The organism is Polaromonas aquatica (assembly GCF_042659145.1).
GTDB classification, from domain to species: domain Bacteria; phylum Pseudomonadota; class Gammaproteobacteria; order Burkholderiales; family Burkholderiaceae_C; genus Polaromonas; species Polaromonas aquatica.
The window spans coordinates 326,091-344,366 of the sequence record NZ_JBHSRS010000084.1 but is presented as its reverse complement, the minus strand read 5'-3'; the positions used below and the strand labels follow the sequence as shown (position 1 = coordinate 344,366).

General features: G+C 60.9%; 16 protein-coding genes and 1 tRNA gene. 13 read left to right on the top strand and 4 right to left on the bottom strand.

Annotated elements, in window-relative coordinates:
• Positions 1–86 precede the first annotated feature (86 nt).
• The 8 genes from ACFQND_RS22785 to ACFQND_RS22750 all read left to right on the top strand — a co-directional run bounded on the left by ACFQND_RS22785 (position 87) and on the right by ACFQND_RS22750 (position 10,345).
• Complete coding sequence (locus ACFQND_RS22785; protein WP_371439826.1) at positions 87–1,403, top strand: Rieske 2Fe-2S domain-containing protein; 1,317 nt, start codon at positions 87–89, stop codon at positions 1,401–1,403.
• A gap of 63 nt (positions 1,404–1,466) precedes the next feature.
• Complete coding sequence (locus ACFQND_RS22780) at positions 1,467–2,450, top strand: Bug family tripartite tricarboxylate transporter substrate binding protein (protein WP_371439825.1); 984 nt, start codon at positions 1,467–1,469, stop codon at positions 2,448–2,450.
• A 103-nt stretch (positions 2,451–2,553) separates the two neighbouring features.
• The gene (locus tag ACFQND_RS22775) at positions 2,554–3,546 is read left to right on the top strand and encodes an ABC transporter substrate-binding protein (protein ID WP_371439824.1); all 993 of its coding nucleotides are present in this window, start codon (positions 2,554–2,556) and stop codon (positions 3,544–3,546) included.
• 33 nt (positions 3,547–3,579) lie between these two features.
• The gene (locus tag ACFQND_RS22770; protein WP_371439823.1) at positions 3,580–4,518 is read left to right on the top strand and encodes a DMT family transporter; all 939 of its coding nucleotides are present in this window, start codon (positions 3,580–3,582) and stop codon (positions 4,516–4,518) included.
• Between the two features lie 70 nt (positions 4,519–4,588).
• A complete protein-coding gene (locus tag ACFQND_RS22765; protein WP_371439822.1) occupies positions 4,589–5,869 on the top strand; it encodes a citrate synthase in 1,281 nt (426 codons plus the stop codon).
• 160 nt (positions 5,870–6,029) lie between these two features.
• Entirely contained in the window at positions 6,030–7,007 is a 978-nt protein-coding gene (locus ACFQND_RS22760) for a Bug family tripartite tricarboxylate transporter substrate binding protein (RefSeq protein WP_371439821.1), read from the top strand.
• Positions 7,008–7,038: 31 nt separating this feature from the next.
• Positions 7,039–8,844, top strand: a complete 1,806-nt coding sequence (locus tag ACFQND_RS22755; protein ID WP_371439820.1) for a thiamine pyrophosphate-binding protein — start codon at positions 7,039–7,041, stop codon at positions 8,842–8,844.
• Between the two features lie 28 nt (positions 8,845–8,872).
• Entirely contained in the window at positions 8,873–10,345 is a 1,473-nt protein-coding gene (locus ACFQND_RS22750; protein WP_371439819.1) for an aldehyde dehydrogenase family protein, read from the top strand.
• 59 nt (positions 10,346–10,404) lie between these two features.
• On the opposite strand, the gene ACFQND_RS22745 is transcribed toward ACFQND_RS22750, so the two are convergent.
• Positions 10,405–10,478, bottom strand: a tRNA-Gly gene (locus tag ACFQND_RS22745).
• Between the two features lie 534 nt (positions 10,479–11,012).
• Here ACFQND_RS22745 and ACFQND_RS22740 point away from each other — a divergent pair.
• From ACFQND_RS22740 to ACFQND_RS22720, 5 genes are all read left to right on the top strand, one after another.
• Positions 11,013–11,864, top strand: a complete 852-nt coding sequence (locus tag ACFQND_RS22740) for a polysaccharide deacetylase family protein (protein ID WP_371439818.1) — start codon at positions 11,013–11,015, stop codon at positions 11,862–11,864.
• 37 nt (positions 11,865–11,901) lie between these two features.
• Positions 11,902–12,609 carry a GntR family transcriptional regulator gene (locus ACFQND_RS22735; RefSeq protein WP_371439817.1) on the top strand — a complete coding sequence of 236 codons (708 nt, stop codon included), beginning with the start codon at positions 11,902–11,904 and terminating at the stop codon, positions 12,607–12,609.
• A 1-nt stretch (position 12,610) separates the two neighbouring features.
• Entirely contained in the window at positions 12,611–13,084 is a 474-nt protein-coding gene (locus tag ACFQND_RS22730) for a nuclear transport factor 2 family protein (protein WP_371439816.1), read from the top strand.
• Positions 13,081–13,938 carry an isocitrate lyase/PEP mutase family protein gene (locus tag ACFQND_RS22725; protein WP_371439815.1) on the top strand — a complete coding sequence of 286 codons (858 nt, stop codon included), beginning with the start codon at positions 13,081–13,083 and terminating at the stop codon, positions 13,936–13,938. Before ACFQND_RS22730 ends, ACFQND_RS22725 begins: the two co-directional genes overlap by 4 nt.
• 116 nt (positions 13,939–14,054) lie before the next feature.
• The gene (locus tag ACFQND_RS22720) at positions 14,055–15,038 is read left to right on the top strand and encodes a Bug family tripartite tricarboxylate transporter substrate binding protein (RefSeq protein WP_371439814.1); all 984 of its coding nucleotides are present in this window, start codon (positions 14,055–14,057) and stop codon (positions 15,036–15,038) included.
• A gap of 24 nt (positions 15,039–15,062) precedes the next feature.
• On the opposite strand, the gene ACFQND_RS22715 is transcribed toward ACFQND_RS22720, so the two are convergent.
• The 3 genes from ACFQND_RS22715 to ACFQND_RS22705 all read right to left on the bottom strand — a co-directional run bounded on the left by ACFQND_RS22715 (position 15,063) and on the right by ACFQND_RS22705 (position 18,182).
• Positions 15,063–16,064, bottom strand: a complete 1,002-nt coding sequence (locus tag ACFQND_RS22715) for a CHAD domain-containing protein (RefSeq protein ID WP_371439813.1) — start codon at positions 16,062–16,064, stop codon at positions 15,063–15,065.
• Positions 16,065–16,206: 142 nt separating this feature from the next.
• On the bottom strand, positions 16,207–17,760 hold the full coding sequence (locus ACFQND_RS22710) for a tripartite tricarboxylate transporter permease (protein ID WP_371439812.1): 1,554 nt from the start codon (positions 17,758–17,760) through the stop codon (positions 16,207–16,209).
• Positions 17,760–18,182 (bottom strand): tripartite tricarboxylate transporter TctB family protein, encoded by a 423-nt coding sequence (locus ACFQND_RS22705; RefSeq protein ID WP_371440081.1) that lies wholly within the window; start codon positions 18,180–18,182, stop codon positions 17,760–17,762. The genes ACFQND_RS22710 and ACFQND_RS22705 overlap by 1 nt, the downstream gene beginning before the upstream one ends.
• Positions 18,183–18,276 lie beyond the last annotated feature (94 nt).

Below are 18,276 nucleotides of genomic sequence, written 5' to 3'. Positions count from 1 at the left end.
AGGGCTCTAAGAATAATCTCGTTAATCTGAATTTGCAAGCAGTTTTGGAGGAGATTCCAGATCAATGCGTTTGAAGGATATTGCACATGTTGACCCACGAAGAAAATGAATTGTTGTGCCGCGTGGAAGGCAAGGCGCCCATGGGCCAGTTGATGCGCCGCCACTGGACACCGGTATGCCTGATTGAGGAAGTCAGCGAGCCGGACGGCACGCCCATCAAGGCGCAGGTGTTCGGCGAAGACCTGGTTGTGTTTCGCGACACCAATGGCCGCGTGGGCGTGATGGACGAATACTGCCCGCACCGGCGTGTGTCGCTGGTGTTCGGCCGCAATGAGGACTGCGGCCTGCGTTGCCTTTACCACGGCTGGAAGATGGATGTGGACGGCAATGTGATGGAGATGGTGTCCGAGCCTGCAGCCAGCGGCATGGCACAAAAGGTCAAGCACCTGGCTTATCCGACGCAGGAGTGGGGCGGTTTTGTGTGGGCCTACATGGGACCGCAGGAAACCCGGCCCGAGTTCCAGCCGCCGGCCTGGGCGCCGACGGCGGATGCGAAGGTGACGATTGCCAAAGCCATCATTCCCTGCAACTGGGCGCAGATCCTTGAGGGTGCGATTGATTCCGCGCACAGCTCCAGCCTGCACTCATCGGACATGGTACCGGCGCGGGTGGCGACGGGGTCTGCAACCGAAACCAACTGGCTGCGCCCGTCAACCGACAAGGCCCCGCGCATGCAGATAGAGCGCGGGACTTATGGTTTCCGCTATGCCGCCATACGCCGGCCCATCACCAATGCGGCCACGACGGATTACGTGCGCTCCACTGTGTTTGTGGCGCCTGCCACAGCCCTGATTCCGCCCAACAACCTGTACAACGTGGCCAATATCAATGTGCCCATGGACGACACGAATACGGCGTTTTATTTCATCGCCTGGGGCCATCCAGACCAGACACCGGATACAGCCACCTGGCGGAAGTTTCTGGGCCAACAGGTCGGCTCCGACCTGGATGAGAAGTACGTCCCCCTGCGCAATGTCAGCAACCATTTCTGGCAGGACCGTGCTGCGATGAAGGCCGGTAATTTCACGGGCATCACGGGTTTCCCCAACCAGGACATCGCGATGTGGGTGACCATGGGGCCGATTGCCGATCGCACGCATGAACGCTTGGGCGCCAGTGACCTCGCCGTCGTGGAGTTTCGCAAGCAGATGCTGGAGGCCGTGAAGGCTTTCCGGGACGGTGCGCAGGCCATAGGCACCGGCGATGCCCGCATTCCCTCCAGCGTGTGCTCGTTCCAAGCCATTGTTCCAAAGACCACGGACTGGCGTGCCTACGAAGCATCCTATGTATGGGATGCCGGCGCACCTGCCCTTGAGCCTTCGTATTCCACGTCCACCCCATAAGGGGCGGGCGACCGTTTTCCCGGCCCCATGAAACTTCAATAAAACCAGACAGGAGATATTTCAATGAAACCACGCCGTACCCTTTTGCTTGCGACTGCCGTGCTGACAGCCGGCATGCTGGCGTTGCCGTCCCTGGCAAATGCCCAGGGCGCCTATCCGAACCGGCCCATCAAGTTCGTTGTGCCGTACGCGCCCGGCGGCCTGCCTGATACGGTGGCGCGCATCTTTGCGCAGCGCCTGGGCGACAAGCTGGGTCAGTCCGTCGTGGTGGATAACCGGCCGGGCGCCAATGGCGTGGTGGCAGCGCAAGTGCTGGCCTCCTCACCCAAGGATGGCTATACCTTTCTTGTGACTGATGGGTCCATGTTCTCCATCAATCCCGCCATGTATAAAAACCTGGGCTACGACTACAAACGGGACTTCATGCCGGTCTCGCTGGCTGCCCGTGCTCCTTTGTACCTTGCGGTGCACCCCAAGGTGCCAGCCAACACATTGCAGGAATTTATTGCATTGGCCAAGGCCAAGCCCGGGACGTTGAACTACGGCTCATCCGGCATAGGCAGCACGCATCACCTGACCATGGAGGCCATGAAGGCTTCGCTGGGCTTGCAGATCACACACGTGCCGTTCAAGGGGACGGGCCAATCGGTGCCGGCACTGATTGGCGGCCAGGTCGAAGTGCTGTTTTCCGCCTTGCCTTCGCTGGCGGGCTTTGTGAAGTCGGGCCAGGTCAAGCTGCTGGCCAACAATGCTGCGCAGCGCTCCAGCCAGGAGCCGAATGTGCCGGCCATTGCCGAGATCATTCCCGGCTTTGACTTCGCACCCATCGTCGGCGTGCTGGCCGCAACCGGAACGCCTTCCAGCGCGATTGACCGCATCAGCGCAGAAATGGCGCAGATCGCCAAGATGCCGGAGGTGATCGCCACGCTGAACACAGCCGGCATCGAGCCCATAGGCAGCAGCCCGGCCGATTACAACAAGGCCATCCTCGGCGAAAACGAACGCCTGGCCAAAGCCATCGTTGCCTCTGGTATCAAACCGGAGTAATTTTTGAAGGACAGCCCCTGAAAAACCAGCCCCTTCAGGGGGCAGCAAGCCCCGCGAAGCGGGCTTGTGTGGGGCATTATTTTTTTAAGGAACAAACCGCGACATGTCAAAACTGAAACTGACCTTCGGCTGCTGGAACTATGACCGCACCCGTGCCCTGATGGACGGGAGCGTGCAGCCCGATGGCATCGACCTGAACTACCTCAACATGCCGGTGGAGGAGACCTTCTTCCGCATGCTGCGGCACAAGGAGTTTGATGTCGCAGAAATGTCGCTGTCGTCCTATTCGGTGTCCATGTCGCGGGACCCGAAGCCCTTTGTGGCGATCCCGGTTTTTCCGTCGCGTTTCTTCCGCCATTCCTGCATTTACGTGAATGCCAAATCGGGGATTCGCGAAGCAAAGGATCTCATCGGTAAAAAAATCGGCAATCCTGAATACCAGATGACCGCGCCAGTATGGATACGCGGCATCCTGTCGGACCACTACGGCGTGCCGGTTGATAGCGTCACCTATTACACCGGTGGTGAAGAAGAACCCGGCCGTTCCGAGAAGATCAAGCTCGATCTGCCGCCCAACATCAAGGTCGAAAGCATTGGTCCTGATCAGACGCTGGCGCAAATGCTGCTGGACGGAGAAATTGACGCGTTGTACACGGCCCGGATGCCGTCGAGTTTTCTCAATGGCGGCGGCAAGGTGAAGCGCCTGTTTGAGGACTACGAGCAGGTCGAGCGCAATTACTTCAAGGAAACAAAGATGTTTCCCATCATGCACACGGTGGCCATCCGGCGCGACGTGTACGAGGCCAATCGCTGGGTTGCGCGCTCCATGATGAAGGCGCTGGAAGAATCTCAGCGCCGCACCTATGAAGACCTGTATGAAACCGCGGCGCTGAAAGCCATGCTGCCTTGGCTCACCTCGCATGTTGAGCAGGTCAAACGCGAAATGGGCGAAGACTTCTGGCCTTACGGCTTCGAGAAAAATGAGCAGACCCTGCGCACTTTCCTGCGCTACCACTTTGAGCAAGGTCTTTCAAAGCGGCTGCTCGAACCGTCTGAATTGTTCGCGCCGGAGTCCCTGGAAGCATTCAAGATCTGATGATCAAAACCTCGCCCGAAAATACGTTTGCTAATGTCTGATGCTTTTCTGGGCTACCTGCTTGCTCTGGGGGCACTGCTTTGTTTTACTTCAGGCATCCTTGTTACCAAGGTGGCGGCCAGCCGGATCAACCTGGGTCTGGGTTTCCTGATCGCGACAACGACAAATGTGGTGTTTTCGGGCCTGGCTTTTCTTGTACAGCTGGGCTTGAGGCCAGAAGGCCTTCAATGGAATGTGCATGCCTTCTGGATCTTCGTGGCCGCAGGCATATTCGCGACCTATTTTGGGCGCTGGTTTTTTTACGAAGCCGTGGTCCGCTTCGGGCCGGCCAAGGCCAGCATTTTCCAGGTGAGCAGCCCGCTGTTCACGGCCTTGATGGCCTGGCTGCTGCTGGGAGAACGTCTTGGTCCGCTGGTCGTGGCGGGCATGGTATTGACCATAGCGGGTTTGATGCTGGTGAGTTACAAGCCCGGTTTTTTTGCCGGTCGTGACCCCGCGGCGGTGGGTGACACAAAGCATCCCGCGCGGGGATACCTGCCCCAATCCATCCTGGTGCTGGGCCTGGGCAGTTCGCTCGCCTATGCGATTGGCAACTTTCTGCGTGGCTCGGCCGTGCGCGACTGGAACGAGCCGGTGCTGGGTGGTTTTTTGGGCGCGGCGTGCGGCTTGCTGCTGCACCTTGCGTTCACGCCAGAAAAAAGGGAGCTGTTGCAGCGCCTGAGAGCCGCCAGCTGCAGCGGGGTCTGGTTGTATGCCCTTTTGGGTACGTTCACGATTTCAGGGCAGATTCTGGGCATAGGCGCCATGCGCTACATACCAATGTCCATCGCAACCCTGCTGACCTTGTGCACGCCCATTCTGGTGTTTCCGCTCAGCCATTTGCTGTTTAAAAACCAGGAAGACATCACGCCTGTCGTTCTGGGGGGCACGGCCCTGACCCTGCTGGGAATTTTCATCATCGTGATGCGCTGAAGTAGCCGGCCGCCGTAGTGGTAGCCTGAGGGCTACTTCACAGCAGACGCAATGGATGGGGCCTGAATTCATGGACGATACGGACAAACAGCTGCGCCGCGATTACGCCTCCGCTGCCGAGGCCATGAAAATCCTGAACGTCAGGCAGCAGACGCTGTACGCTTACGTGAGCCGGGGCTGGATACGCAGCGTGGCCCGGCAGGGCCAGAAAGACAAGCTCTATCTGCGTGACGACCTCACGCGTATGGGCATGCGTTCGCTGGCGCGTTCCGGCCACGGTGCGGTTGCGGCCTCGGCCATGAACTGGGGTGAGCCCATCTTCCCAACCTCCATCACCGAGATCACCGAACAGGGGCCGCGCTACCGTGGCCACCTGGCGGCGGACCTGGTGCGCTCGGGGGCTTCTTTTGAGTCTGTGGCCGAGCTGCTGTGGACCGGTGAGTTGACCGAAGAGATGTCCGCCTGGCCGGTGCGCAAGCCTTCGGCCGAACTCGTCACGCTGGCAAAAACACTCACCTCGCTACAGGCACAAGACAACGTGCTGGAGTCATTCGCGCTGGTGATCTTGTTGCTGGGCATGCGGCGCGGTTCGGTGGCCGAGCGGCTGTCGCAAGGCAAAACCCTGCCTGCTGCGCGCGAGATCATGCAGACGGTCGTGGCCTGCTGCGGCTTTGTCGGCCCGGCGCAAACTCTGCGGCCCATGCAGCGAGGCGAGTCGGTGGTGGAGGGCCTCATGCACGCGCTGGCCATGCCTGCCACCGGCGAAAACCGCGAAGCCCTGCGCGCCGTGCTGATCCTGATGGCCGACCACGAGCTCCCTCCCGGAACGCTGAGCGCGCGTGTGGTGGCGTCTGCCGGCGGCACGCTGCACAGCTGCCTGGCCTCGGCACTGTGCGCGACCTCCGGCGTGGATGTCGGGCGCATGTACGAACGGGTCGAGGATTTTCTGGGTCAGACGCCGACCAGGCCCGTGCTCGTCAAACGCGCCCACAAGCTGCATGCGCAGGGCCAGAGCGTTCCCGGGTTTGATCACCCGCTGTATCCCAAAGGCGATCCGCGTGCCGCCCAGTTGCTTGAGATGGTGTTTGCCCGTAAGAACCCCAGCCCTGAGCTGCGGGCGATAGCGCGTTTTATCGACGAGATGCGCACCAGCGCCGGCCTGCTGCCCCGGCAGGAACTAGCCCTGGTGGTGATGGCACGCGCCATGGGCCTGCCGCGCCAGGCAACCGCTGCGCTCTTCGTACTCGGTCGCCTGGCAGGTTGGGTCGCGCACGCGCAAGAGCAGCGCGCATATGGCACCCTACTGCGACCCCGAGCCAAGTTTGTAAAGCCTTCGCTGCCGGCCCCCTGAATCGCTGGGTGTCCACATTTTGAGTATGAGTCGCACCATGTGAGACGCGGCTCATGTTGACGCTCATGTTGATTCGATGTTCAAGATTGAATGATTGTTGGGTCTTCAATAGGATGCCGGTGCGCCTGCAGATTCGCGCCATAAATACTGGAGACAAGACATGCCATTCAACCGCCGCACAGGGGTGCTCGCCCTCTGCCTTTCCGCCGCTTTTGCCAGCCCGCTCAGCTGGGCGCAGGACTTCCCGATCAAACCGATCCGCATCGTGGTGCCCTTGCCGCCCGGTGGTTCCAATGACGTACTGGCGCGCCTGCTCGGACAAAAAATGTCCGAATCCTTTGGCCAGCCGGTGATTGTCGAGAACAAGCCCGGCGCCGCCGGCAACATCGCCTCCGAGTTCATGGCCAGGGCCGAGCCCGATGGCTACTACATTGCGGTTGCCCCCAACCAGACCGTGGCCGTCAACCCGGTGCTCTACCCAAAGCTGCCGTTTGACGTGAACCGCGACCTGACCGGCATCACCATGATGGGCCGCGTGCCCATGGTGCTGGTGGTCTCTCCTGCCAGGGTGCAGGCCACCACGGTGGCCGAGCTGATCGCGCTGGCCAAGGCCAACCCTGAAAAGCTTTCCTACGCCTCCGCCGGCTCCGGCAGCCCGCAGCACATGGCAGCCGAGGTCTTCAAGTCCATGACGGGCACGCGCATCACGCAGATTCCGTACAAGGGCTCCGCCCCGGCGCTGGTCGACGTTCTGGGCGGCACGGTGGACGTGATGTTCTGCCCCCTGAATTCGGCCCTGCCGCACATACGCAGCGGCAAGCTGCGCGCGCTGGGCACCACCGGCACCAAACGCGTTGATCTTCTGCCCAACGTGCCGACCATCGCCGAAACCATTCCCAATTATGAAAGCGACATCTGGATAGGCATGGTGGCGCCGGCCAAAACGCCGCCGGCCATCATTAACAAGCTCAATGCCGAACTGCGCCGCTCGCTTGCGTTGCCCGACGTGCAGGGCAAGCTGGCCGAGCAGGGCATTTACGCCGAGACCAGCACGCCAGCTGAATTTACCCGCCTCATCGCGACCGACCAGAAGCGCTGGGCCGAAGTTATCAAAGCCGCGAATATCAAACCCGAATAAGCGGCCGATTCATTTTTCATCAGGAGACTTCATGACCGTTCCTTCCGGCTCCACCGTGCGCCGCGACATTCCCAAGCCTTCCGAACCGGAAGAAACCGTCTGGGCCAGCGATGCCATCGCCGACATGCTGCGCGCGATGGACATTCCCTACGTGCTGCTCAACCCGGGCGCGAGCTTTCGCGGCCTGCACGACAGCATCGTCAACCACCTGGGCAATGAAAAGCCGCAGATGATGGTGGTGCTGCATGAAGAGCATGCGGTGGCCATTGCCCACGGCTATACCAAGGTCACCGGCAAGCCGCTGATCGCCATCCTGCACAGCAACGTCGGCCTGATGCACGGCTCCATGGCGATCTTCGATGCCTGGGTGGACCGCGTGCCCGTCATCGTGCTGGGTGCCACCGGCCCGGTCGATGCCAACAAGCGCCGCCCATGGATTGACTGGATACACACCGCTCAGGACCAGGCTGCGCTGGTGCGCCACTTCATCAAGTGGGACTGCCAGCCCGCGTCCATCCCTTCGGCGCAAGAAGCGCTGCTGCGCGCGCGGCAGATCGCCACCACCGCGCCGCAGGGCCCCGTGTATGTCTGCTTTGATGCGGCCCTGCAGGAATCCAAGCTCACTGAGCGCCCGGCGATTCCCGACCCGGCGCGTTACCTCGCGCCGCCGCAGGCCAGGCCCTCGGACGAAGTCGTTGCGCAAGCCGCGGCGCTGCTTTCCAAAGCCAGCCGCCCGGTCATCCTGATGGGCCGCGTCACCCGCAGCGAAGCCGCCTGGGCCGAACGCATCCAGCTGGCCGAAACATTGAACGCCGAAGTGCTGACCGACCTGCGTGTGGGCGCGGCCTTCCCGACCGACCACCCGCTGCACGCCGCGCCCAGTGGCGCCTTTCTCACGCCCAATGCGCAGGAAGTGCTGCGCGAAGCCGATGTGGTGCTGAGCCTGGACTGGCTGGACCTTGCCGGCACGCTCAAGCAGGCCTGGGGCGACAAACCCGTGGGCAGCAAGATCATCCAGGTCTCGGTGGACCATTACAGCCACAACGGCTGGAGCATGGACCACCAGGGCCTGCCGCCCGTCGACGTCTTCATGTTGTGCGAGCCCGAGCCGGCCGTAACCTTGCTGAACCAGCAGGTCACGCCGCGCAAGACGCCCGCGCCGGCCAGGCGGCCGCTGCCTGTGGTGGCGCCGGTGCAGCCTGTGCCGGGTGCTTCAGGCGCCAGCAACATGATGGTGTCCACGCTTGCGGCTACCTTGAAGCGCGCCGTTGGGGACCAGAAGGTCTGCCTGATGCGCCTGCCGCTCAGTTGGAGCGGCGAGATGTGGGACTTCAAACATCCTCTCGACTTCCTGGGTTACGACGGCGGCGGCGGCATAGGTTCCGGCCCGGGCATGTCCATAGGCTCTGCCTTGGGCCTCAAGGGAACTGACCGCCTGCCGGTCGCGGTGATAGGCGATGGCGACTACATGATGGGCGTCAATGCGCTCTGGACAGCGGCGAATGCCCGCATTCCCATGCTGATCGTGGTCTGCAACAACCGATCCTTCTTCAACGACGAGGTGCACCAGGAGCGCGTGGCGCGTCAGCGCAAACGCCCGATTGAAAACCGCTGGATAGGCCAGCGCATCAGCGATCCACCACCTGACCTCGCCATGATGGCGCGGGGCCAGGGCCTGACCGGCATAGGCCCGGTCGAGGACGCCGGTGAGCTGGAGAAAATCCTGGTTGACGCCATCGCCGCCGTGAAGCGGGGCGAGACCGTGGTGGTTGATGTGGTGGTGCAGACCGGTTACAGCGCAGCCATGACGGCGGGGCTGACCCGGTCGAAAGACTGAGCCTTGATTGACTGAGGACACAAAAGTTATGCGCGCACACGATATCCCCGCCGGCATTTTGCCGGTGCAACGAGGCCTGTATTACGGTGGTGCCTGGCATGCGCCCAAGGCCGGCGTCTATCTGGAAACCATCAACCCGAGCTACAACGAAGCCATCACCATCGCGCCCGTCGCCGATGCGGCCGACGTGGACGCCGCAGTACAAGCTGCCCACGCGGCCTTTCCGACATGGGCCGCCACGCCACCGGTGGAGCGCGGGCGTTACCTGCGCAGGGCCGCCGCTGTGTTGCGCGAGCACGCCGGGCCGCTGGCGTTGCTGGACTCGCTGAACAACGGCAACCCGGTGTCGGCGCTGGCCATGGACGCGGGTTTTGCCGCCGACTGCCTCGATTACTTTGCGGGCCTGGCCACCGAGATCAAGGGCGAGACCATCCCCATGGGCGACGGCAACTTCAACTACACCCTGCAGGAGCCGCTGGGCGTGATCGCCCGCATCGTCGCCTACAACCATCCCTTTATGTTCGCCGCCGCGCGCCTGGCCGCGCCGCTGGCGGCCGGCAACACCGTGGTCGTGAAGTCGCCCGACCAGGCGCCGCTGTCCATCCTGCGGCTGGCTGAACTGGTGGGCGACATCTTCCCGCCCGGTGTGGCCAACTTCCTGTGCGGCGGCCGCGAGTGCGGCGACGCCATGGGCAAGCACCCGCTGGTGCGCAAGATCACGCTGATTGGTGGCGTGCCTACCGGCAAGGCCGTGATGAAAACGGCTTCCGACAACCTCAAGCCCGTGCTGCTGGAGCTGGGCGGCAAAAATGCGCTGATCGCCTACCCCGACGCCGACATCGACAAGCTCGTCAACGGCATCATTGGCGGCATGAACTTCACCTGGTCGGGGCAGAGCTGCGGCTCCACCAGCCGCGTCTTTTTGCATGAGTCCATTTACGACCACGTGCTGGAAAAGGTGGTTGAGCTGCTGCCCGAGCGCCACAAGCCCGGTATCCCGACCGACCCGAAAACCACCATGGGCTCGCTCGTCAGCCGCGCGCAGCTGGAGAAAGTGCAGGGTTATGTCGCCAAGGGCCTGGAAGACGGTGGCCGGCTGGTGTGCGGCGGCGTGCAGCCAACGGACCCGGCGCTCAAGGACGGTTTCTTTTTCGAAGCCACCGTGTTTGCCGACATGCAGCCGCACATGCGCCTGGCGCAGGAAGAGGTGTTTGGCCCCATCATGTCGGTCTTCAAATGGAGCAACGAAGACACGCTGTTCGAGCAGGTCAACGGCGTGGACTTTGGCCTCACCGGCTCGATCTGGACACAAAACCTCAACACGGCGCACCGCGCTGCCAAGCGCATCCAGACAGGTTATGTGTGGATCAACAACTCCAGCCAGCACTTCATGGGCGCGCCTTTCGGCGGTGTGAAGCAATCAGGCATAGGGCGTGAAGAGTGTTTTGCCGAGTTGCTGGAGTTCACGTATACGAAAAACGTGAATTTGAAGTTCAGCTGAGCTTCACGCGGTTTTCGCGTCACTATGAGAAAAGGCCCTGAAAAGGGCCTTTTTTTGTCTGGAGCGGGTGAAGGGAATCGAACCCTCGTATGAAGCTTGGGAAGCTGCCGTTCTACCATTGAACTACACCCGCAAAGTGAGCTGATTATAAAAGCCACACCGAGGCAAATCCCTGCATGGTCTTGCCTGTTTATGGGCACCGTGTGCGACGCATGCGGTTGAGCAGGTCAGGCACCCATGCCTGTCAATCGCATGTCTCACCTGAATACCCGCTTCCGAAAATGCTATTGAAAAGATAGCTGGTTGCGCGCGCAGTGATTGGGCCTGAGGCCAAAAAACCTCAAAAACAGGGCTTGTGACCTGTCTCCACGCCATTCGTCGCTCCGGGATGCATGTTTTCTGCATCATTTTGAGCATCAAATAAAGCGCTTCCCCAACAATAGCAAGCGCAGCCAGCTATGAAAATAATAGCGAAGAAGTGTACGTCGCGTTCCCTCTGGCTCCCAAGCCTCGTTTTTGCATTGATTTTTACAAACTAGGGAAAACCCTTTAATTCACATCATTATTAATGATTAAACTTTAACCATGATGCAATGGCATACATGACACGGGGCTCGAAACCTCTTGCCACCGCGTCGCAAATTTATTGTTCCCACATGGAAAAAGCATGACTCAAGCTAAAAATTGGCCCAACGGCAAACGCATCGCCGTGGCGGTCACCGTGATGTACGAAACCTGGTCCGAAGGCAAGGCGCCTTCATACACCGTGCAGGCTACAGGCCTCAAGCCCGGCACCATCGACCATGCGGGCAAGGCATGGTCCACTTACGGCGCCCGCAACGGCATCTGGCGCATCATCCGCAACCTGGACGACAACCAGGTACCCGCCACTTTTTTTACCAATGCACGCTGCGCCGAGCTTTACCCGGAGTCGGTCAAACAGATCGTCAGCTCGGGTCACGATGTGGGTGGACACAATTACACCCAGGACGGATTGCTGACCTACATGTCTGACGAAGAACAGCAGGCAACCATCAACAAGTCCATTGACATCCTGGGCTCCGTCACCGGCAAGCGCCCCAACGGCTGGCTTAGTTCGGTGCTTGCCTTCACGCCGGAAACGGCAGGATTCCTGGCGAAGGCCGGCCTGAAGTGGCATGCCGATGTGACCTACACGGATGTTCCGCACAAGGTGCACACGCTCCACGGTAATATCGCCGGCGTGCCCAACAGCGACTTCACCGACAGCCGCGTGTTGCGCTCCAGCCCGAACGACCTGATCGATGTCTACAAAAACACATTCGACTACCTTTATGAAAACGAGCCCGGCAGCATGCTGGTGGTGACGCTGCATGCCCACTTCGGTGGCCGGCCCATGATTGTTTCGGTGTTTGACCAGATCCTGAAGTATTTCAAGAAACACCCGGATGTCTGGTTTGCACGCCATGAAGAACTTGGTGACTGGGCGCTGAAGCAGCCTGTGGACGAGCACAGCTACCAGGACCGTTTCTTCAAGTAAGACAACAAGCAAGAAAACAGAGAAAAGACAGGAAGCCATGACGAACTTCAATTCCGGCACGCCCGATGCAGGCGCCAGTGGTGATGCGCTGATGGACACCATGCCCAGCGCAACGCGTGCCGACTGGCTTGCCGACGTGCTGCGCAAGCGCGTCATTGAGGGCGTTTACAAACCGGGTGAACGCATCCGCGAGTCGGCGCTGCAACAGGAGTTCGGCATATCCAATGGCCCGACGCGGGAAGCCCTGCAGCAGATCGTGGCTGACGGCATTGCGGAGCGTGCGCCCTGGCGTGGGGTCAGCATTGTCGAGCTGGACAAGGGCAAACTGGTGGAGTTGTTCCAGGTACGGCTGGCATTGCTTGAATATGCGGCAGAGCTGGCTGCGCGGAAAATCACAGCCAAAGGCATCACGCAGGCGGAGGCATTGAAGGTCGAGCTCAACCAGGCCTTTGATGACATGGGCAGCCAGGCTTCCTCGCACCCGTCCTTCAGCGGCCAGTTGTCGAAATGGCTGCTGTCGGTGGCTGGCAATGCGCTGATGCAGCAGCTCTGGAACACCGCCATGCTGCGCACGCTGGTGTACGTGAACCTGTCCATGCGCGCCAACTCCGGGGAAGACAGCCGCAAGCACATCAATTCCCTGATCGATGCCATCGTGGCAGGCCAGCCCGACGCAGCGCGTGAGGCGGCGCGCGCGTTGACGCGGCAGACGCTGCACGACCTGCACATTGACGGCGAGGTTTGACATGCACGAGCAGCCTGGCCGTTCCTCGACGGCGCCCGACCTGCTGTTGGCCGTTGGTGTGCTGCTGGCCGACTATTGGTACGACGTGGATCACCATTGGGGCCGTCATGCGCATTTGCTGTATACCGGGCAAGGGGTGTTCTCGATTGGCGATGACCGCATGGACGGCCCGGGTGCGGTGCAGGCTTTCTACAAGTGGCGAGAAGGACGCGGCGCACGTGAGGCGCGCCATGTCATATCCAACCTTCGTGTGATCGGGCAAGGCGATGACCGTGCGGATGTCGATTGCATCCTCTGCCTGTACGCTGCCGATGGCGTGCCTGTGCTGGAGTCGCGGCCGCCCATACTGATTGCCGATGAGACCGCCCAGTGCGTGCGCGGTGCCGACGGCCTGTGGCGCTTTGCCTCGCACTTTCTCAAGCCGGTGTTTGCCGGCGGTGCCCCCATCACGACACCTTCGGGAGCCGCAGCATGAAGGCGGGCAAGGCGCGCGGCCATTTTCGCGAAATCCTGCACGGGCAACAATGCGTTTACCCGGCCTCGGTGTTTGACCCGATTTCTGCGCGCCTGGCACAGGACGCCGGTTTTGAAGTTGGCATGTTTGCCGGCTCGACTGCCGCCATGTCGGTGCTGGCTGCACCCGACCTGATAGTGCTGACGCTCACGGAACTGGCGGAACAGGCCAGGCGCATCTGCCGCGCCAGCAGCCTGCCTGTCCTGGTCGATGCGGACCACGGTTATGGCGGCGTGCTCAATGTCAGGCGTACGGTCGAGGAGCTCGAAAACGCCGGTATCGCGGCACTCACGATTGAAGACACCTTGCTGCCCGCGCCCTTTGGCGCCAGCGGCAAGGCAGCACTTATCCCCGTGGAAGAGGGTGTTGCAAAAATGCGCGCAGCGCTATCCGCGCGCACCGACCCGGCGCTTGCGGTCATAGGCCGTACCAGTGCACCGCAGATCACGGACATGCGGGATACGCTGCTGCGCGCCAGGGCCTATGAAGCGGCCGGTGTGGATGGCGTCTTTCTGGTCGGAGTGAAGAGCTGGGAACAACTGGCGGAAATACGCGCGGCCATCAAGATACCTGTGCTGTTGGGCAATGCTGGCGCGCCCTTGATGGATCGGGAGCGTTTGGCCGGTTTTGGCGTACCCATCTGCCTGCAGGGTCACCAAAGCATGGCTGCGGTGGTGCAGGCGCTGCGCTCGACTTACCGCGCATTGCGGGACGGTGTTGAACTGCCGGCTGGCAGCCTCGCGCCGCCGTTGCTGATGCAGCAGGCCAGCAGGGCCGCTCTTTACGAAGAGTGGCTGGCGCCCCCGGGCGGATAAAAAAACAGCGCATTGATTTGCGCATCTCATGCAAGGAAATCGCGACTGCTCCTTTTTCTGAAGGAGTAGGGGCAAGTCACGTCGATGTGGAAATAAGCAACTATTCAGGAGCAACCATGTACAAGAAACTATTCAAATCTTCCAGCCGGCTTTTGGCCGCGCTTTTGTTGGGGTCGTCCCTGGGCATGTCCCCGGCACAGGCCCAGGCACCTTTCCCCAACAAGGTGGTGCGCATCGTCGTGCCTTATGCCGCAGGCGGCGTGACCGACATCATGGCGCGGGTGCTGGCGCAGCAACTGTCCACCCAGATGGGCCAGCAGTTCATTGTCGAAAACAAGCCAGGTGCCGGCGGCAGTATTGGCATGGGGGAAGTGGCGCGGCTGCCGAAGGACGGCTACAACCTGGTCATGATGCCGGCGAACCTGTCGGTCATGAGCGTGCTGTATGAAAAATTGCCGTTTGATCCGCTGAAGGATTTCGTGCCGGTGGTGAACGTGGGTTCTTCCCCGGTCGGGATTTCCGTTGGTGCGAAATTGCCGGTGAAAAGTATCAAGGAGTTTTTTGCCTATGCGCGCAAAAACAGCGTGAGCTACGCTTCCTGCGGCATTGCGTCGCCGCAGCATATTGCGGCCGAGTACCTGAAGTCGGTGGCGCAGATCGACATCGTCCACATACCCTACAAGGGGTGTGGCGCGGCCTTGCCGGATGTGCTGTCCAACGAAGTGCCCCTGTTTTTTGCCAGCATTCCGCACTTGATCACCAATGCCAAATCCGGCCGCATCTTGCCGATTGCCGTGACCGGTAAAAAACGCTCGCCGCTGATGCCTGACGTCCCGACGATTGCCGAGTCCGGTTACCCGCAGTTTGATGTCGAGGCCTGGTTCGGCCTGATCGTTGCCAAAGGTACGCCGGTCGATGTCATCCAGAAGCTCAACGCCGAGGTGAACAAGGCGCTGCAGGCTCCTGAGCTCAAAAAGACCATGGCGGCGCAGTATTTTGAACCGGTAGGCGGCAGTCCTGAGGCGTTTGGGGCAACGATCAACGGCGATGCCGAACGCCTGGGCGCGATTGTGCGGCAGGCCGGCATACGGGCGGAGTGAACATTGCCGGTTAGGCATCGCGTGTCAGAGGGCCAGCCTTGCCGGGCCGCGATGCACTGGTTTTTTGTTGCCATCCCGCGATTTTTTTCCACGCCAATAGGCGTGGGGCAGGGGCGGCAGCTGCAGTTTCGGCAATGACTGTGAACGCAAGGCCTTCTGCAAAGCACGGCAATCCTTGCCGTGCCCTGTGCCGGCACTTTCACAAATGACCTGGAGGTGCGCCATTGCGGTTTTCCGGTCGTTGTGGGCTCCCAGAACCGTTTGGGCATGTCTGAGCCAGGCTAGCCAATGCGCAATGGCTGCCGGATCATGGCGGCTGGCCATGAACTCCGTGATGTAGCGCATTTTCTTGGCCGCAATGCGCAAGCGGTGCAGGCGCGAGGGCGTCAGGCGGGCCAGTCGGGGCAGTGCCTTTCTCAGGCTGTGGTCCAGCCTGTCAAGCCTGCGCAGGAGTGCTCTGAATGAAACCCGCTCGTCCCCGCCGGGCGATGCAAGACAGTGGCCTAGTTGCAGCAACAGGTGCTGGCTGTCGCCCGATTCAAGTGCGGCTTTTGCACGAAGGTGAGCGCTGCGCTGCAGCACGCCAGCGGCCTCCTTCAGCGCCTGGCTCAATGAGGGTTCGTGTAGCTGGCTGGACAGCGCCGGCAGGGTTTCCTCGATGAACACATCCCAGTCGCGTGCCTCGCCCAGTTGCTGTCCAAGGTTGCGCAGGCCGGTGCGCACCGGTTTGAGGTCTTCGCCGTGCCAGCGGGCAGCCCGTGCAAGCGGCCCGCAAGCCACCCGCAGCCGCCGCAAGGTGACGCGCAACTGGTGCAGGCATTCGATACTGTCTGCCGGCGCGCGGCCAGGTTCCAGAAACCCCGCCGCGCTGGCCTGCCAGTGGGCGAGGGTGTCACCAATGGCCAGCCGAACGGCCACCTGCGCATCGGCATCCGGAGGCAGCAGCAATGGCTGTGTTTTTTCCGGATGGGGCTGCACCGCCGTGAGGTTTGCCGGGGGCAGTCGCCGCTTGCGTTCGACTTCCATGGTGAGGTACAGCTTAGGCGCTTGCCCGGCATCACTGCCGGGATGGCTGTCTTATAGCCCTGCTGCGACAAGGGCGGGCCTGAAAGCCCCCAGGCGCCTGCCGCCTGTCTTGCGGGCATCGTGATGGCCTTGAAAAATGCTGTTATTTGGCCGGGACCACGGGCACACCACCTGTTGCTACAGGTGCGCTTGCGGCATCGTGAATGATGTGATCTGGCGATTTTTGCAGTTTCCGGACAAATGCCACCACTTGCCACACAACCATGATTGCAATCATGGTCAGCAGGGTGCCGCTGATGGGGCGGTTGATGAACACGTTGAAATTTCCCCGGCTGAGAAGCATTGCCCGGCGGAAATTCTCCTCCAGCATGGGACCCAGAATGAAGCCCAGCATGAGGGGCGCGGCCTCCATGTCCAGCCGCAGGAACAGATAGCCAATCAAGCCAAAAACGGCTGTGGTGTAGATGTCGTCTAGGCTGTTGTTGATGCTGAAAGTGCCGATGCAGCAGAAAAACAGGATGGCCGGAAACAGGACGGTATAGGGAATCTTGAACACCGACAGCCAGTAGCGCACCAGGGGCACGTTGAGTACCACCAGGAACACGTTGCCGACCCACATGCTGGCCACCAGCCCCCAGAATAAATCGGGGTGGCTGGCAATCATGTTCGGTCCGGGCTGTATGCCCTTGACGATGAAGGCCGCCATCATCAGGGCCATGACCGCATTTTCGGGAATGCCAATGGCCATGAGCGGGATGAAACTGGTACGTGCCGCCGCCTCGTCGGCAGCCGCCTGTCCGGCCACACCCTCGATGCAGCCGGTGCCGATTTCGTGTTTGTATTTGCTGAATTTCTTGTCGGCTGCGTAGGCCGCAAATTGGGCGATCGTGGGGCCGCCGCCGGGCAGGATGCCGAGGACCGAGCCGATGATGCTGCCGCGCAAGGCGCTGGGAATGATGCGTTTGAACTCGGGCCAGGTCGGCATCAGCTTGATCTTGCCGTTGAATGGCGTGAGCACGTTTTTGTTGTCGAGGTTCTTCACCACCTCGGCAATGCCGAAGCAGCCCAGGGCGATGCTGATCAGGCCGATGCCGTCGATCAGGAAAGGCAGGTCCATGGTGTAGCGCGCCACGCCGCTGTTCACGTCGGTTCCCACCATTCCCAGGAGAACGCCAACCATGGCCATGGCCAGGCCGTTGAGCAGGCTGCCGCTGCTGACAAAACTCACGCAGAAAAAGCCAAGCAGCATGAGGGCGCAGTAGTCGGCCGGCCCGAACAGGAAACCGACCTCACCCAAGGCCGGCGCCATCGTCGACAGCACGATGATGGCCACGGTGCCGCCAATGAAGCTGGAAATGCCCGCGGTGAACAAGGCCAGGCCTGTCTTGCCCTTGAGCGTCATCTGGTAGCCGTCGATGCAGGCGACGATGCTGCTCGCGTGCGGGATTTTCATGGTGATGGCGCTCACGCTGTCGCCGTATTGCGCACCGTAGTAAATCCCGGCCAGCATGATGAGGGCGCCGCCAGTCGGAATGGAATAGGTCAGGGGCAGCAACAGGCTGATGGTGGACAAAGGGCCCAGCCCGGGCAGCAGCCCAACGAGCGTTCCCACCGTGCAGCCAAGCGCGCAGTAAAGCAGGTTCTGCAGGGTCAGCGCGTGTTCGAAACCGAACGCGAGGTTGTGTAGGGCGTCCATCAGTAGAGGGGCAGGCTAAGGCCCAGCAAGTCTTTAAAGGCGAAGGCCACCGCGATCAGGCCAAGCGAGATCTTGATGTTGCGCACCACGGAGTACGAGGTACCTGCAAACGTCGAGCAGAACACCAGAAATATGATGCCCAGGATCATGTTGAGGTACTGTGAGATCACCGCGAATCCTGCAAGGCTGAGCAGGATCAGCGTGATGTTCTTGATGTTGTAGTTCAGGGGGACCGGGTCAACGAAGTGCGAACGCACCACGGAGAGCAGGCCAATCACAAACAGAAAGGAGCTCACGATCAGGGGAAACATCCCGGGCCCGGACCGGCTTAATGTGCCTATCGTGTATTTCAGCGAGATCACGCCAAAAAGCAGGGCGATCGCCATGAGGCACAGGCCCCTGACGAAATTTCGGTTTTTCATGTTCATTTTGGTTTGCTCCAGGGCTGTGCCGGTGCGGCGTTGTTGTTCACGGCGATTTGGGTCATCCGGGTCTCCTGTTTGTCTTGTTCCGCGC

Bases quoted from the DNA above. Each gene is read 5' to 3' on its own strand.
- ACFQND_RS22740 (WP_371439818.1), top strand. From the start codon at position 11,013: ATGACTCAAGCTAAAAATTGGCCCAACGGCAAACGCATCGCCGTGGCG.
- ACFQND_RS22760 (WP_371439821.1), top strand. From the start codon at position 6,030: ATGCCATTCAACCGCCGCACAGGGGTGCTCGCCCTCTGCCTTTCCGCC.
- ACFQND_RS22725 (WP_371439815.1), top strand. From the start codon at position 13,081: ATGAAGGCGGGCAAGGCGCGCGGCCATTTTCGCGAAATCCTGCACGGG.
- ACFQND_RS22770 (WP_371439823.1), top strand. From the start codon at position 3,580: ATGTCTGATGCTTTTCTGGGCTACCTGCTTGCTCTGGGGGCACTGCTT.
- ACFQND_RS22785 (WP_371439826.1), top strand. From the start codon at position 87: ATGTTGACCCACGAAGAAAATGAATTGTTGTGCCGCGTGGAAGGCAAG.
- ACFQND_RS22765 (WP_371439822.1), top strand. From the start codon at position 4,589: ATGGACGATACGGACAAACAGCTGCGCCGCGATTACGCCTCCGCTGCC.
- ACFQND_RS22730 (WP_371439816.1), top strand. From the start codon at position 12,611: ATGCACGAGCAGCCTGGCCGTTCCTCGACGGCGCCCGACCTGCTGTTG.
- ACFQND_RS22750 (WP_371439819.1), top strand. From the start codon at position 8,873: ATGCGCGCACACGATATCCCCGCCGGCATTTTGCCGGTGCAACGAGGC.
- ACFQND_RS22780 (WP_371439825.1), top strand. From the start codon at position 1,467: ATGAAACCACGCCGTACCCTTTTGCTTGCGACTGCCGTGCTGACAGCC.
- ACFQND_RS22755 (WP_371439820.1), top strand. From the start codon at position 7,039: ATGACCGTTCCTTCCGGCTCCACCGTGCGCCGCGACATTCCCAAGCCT.
- ACFQND_RS22715 (WP_371439813.1), bottom strand. From the start codon at position 16,064: ATGGAAGTCGAACGCAAGCGGCGACTGCCCCCGGCAAACCTCACGGCG.
- ACFQND_RS22775 (WP_371439824.1), top strand. From the start codon at position 2,554: ATGTCAAAACTGAAACTGACCTTCGGCTGCTGGAACTATGACCGCACC.
- ACFQND_RS22735 (WP_371439817.1), top strand. From the start codon at position 11,902: ATGACGAACTTCAATTCCGGCACGCCCGATGCAGGCGCCAGTGGTGAT.
- ACFQND_RS22720 (WP_371439814.1), top strand. From the start codon at position 14,055: ATGTACAAGAAACTATTCAAATCTTCCAGCCGGCTTTTGGCCGCGCTT.
- ACFQND_RS22710 (WP_371439812.1), bottom strand. From the start codon at position 17,760: ATGGACGCCCTACACAACCTCGCGTTCGGTTTCGAACACGCGCTGACC.
- ACFQND_RS22705 (WP_371440081.1), bottom strand. From the start codon at position 18,182: ATGAAAAACCGAAATTTCGTCAGGGGCCTGTGCCTCATGGCGATCGCC.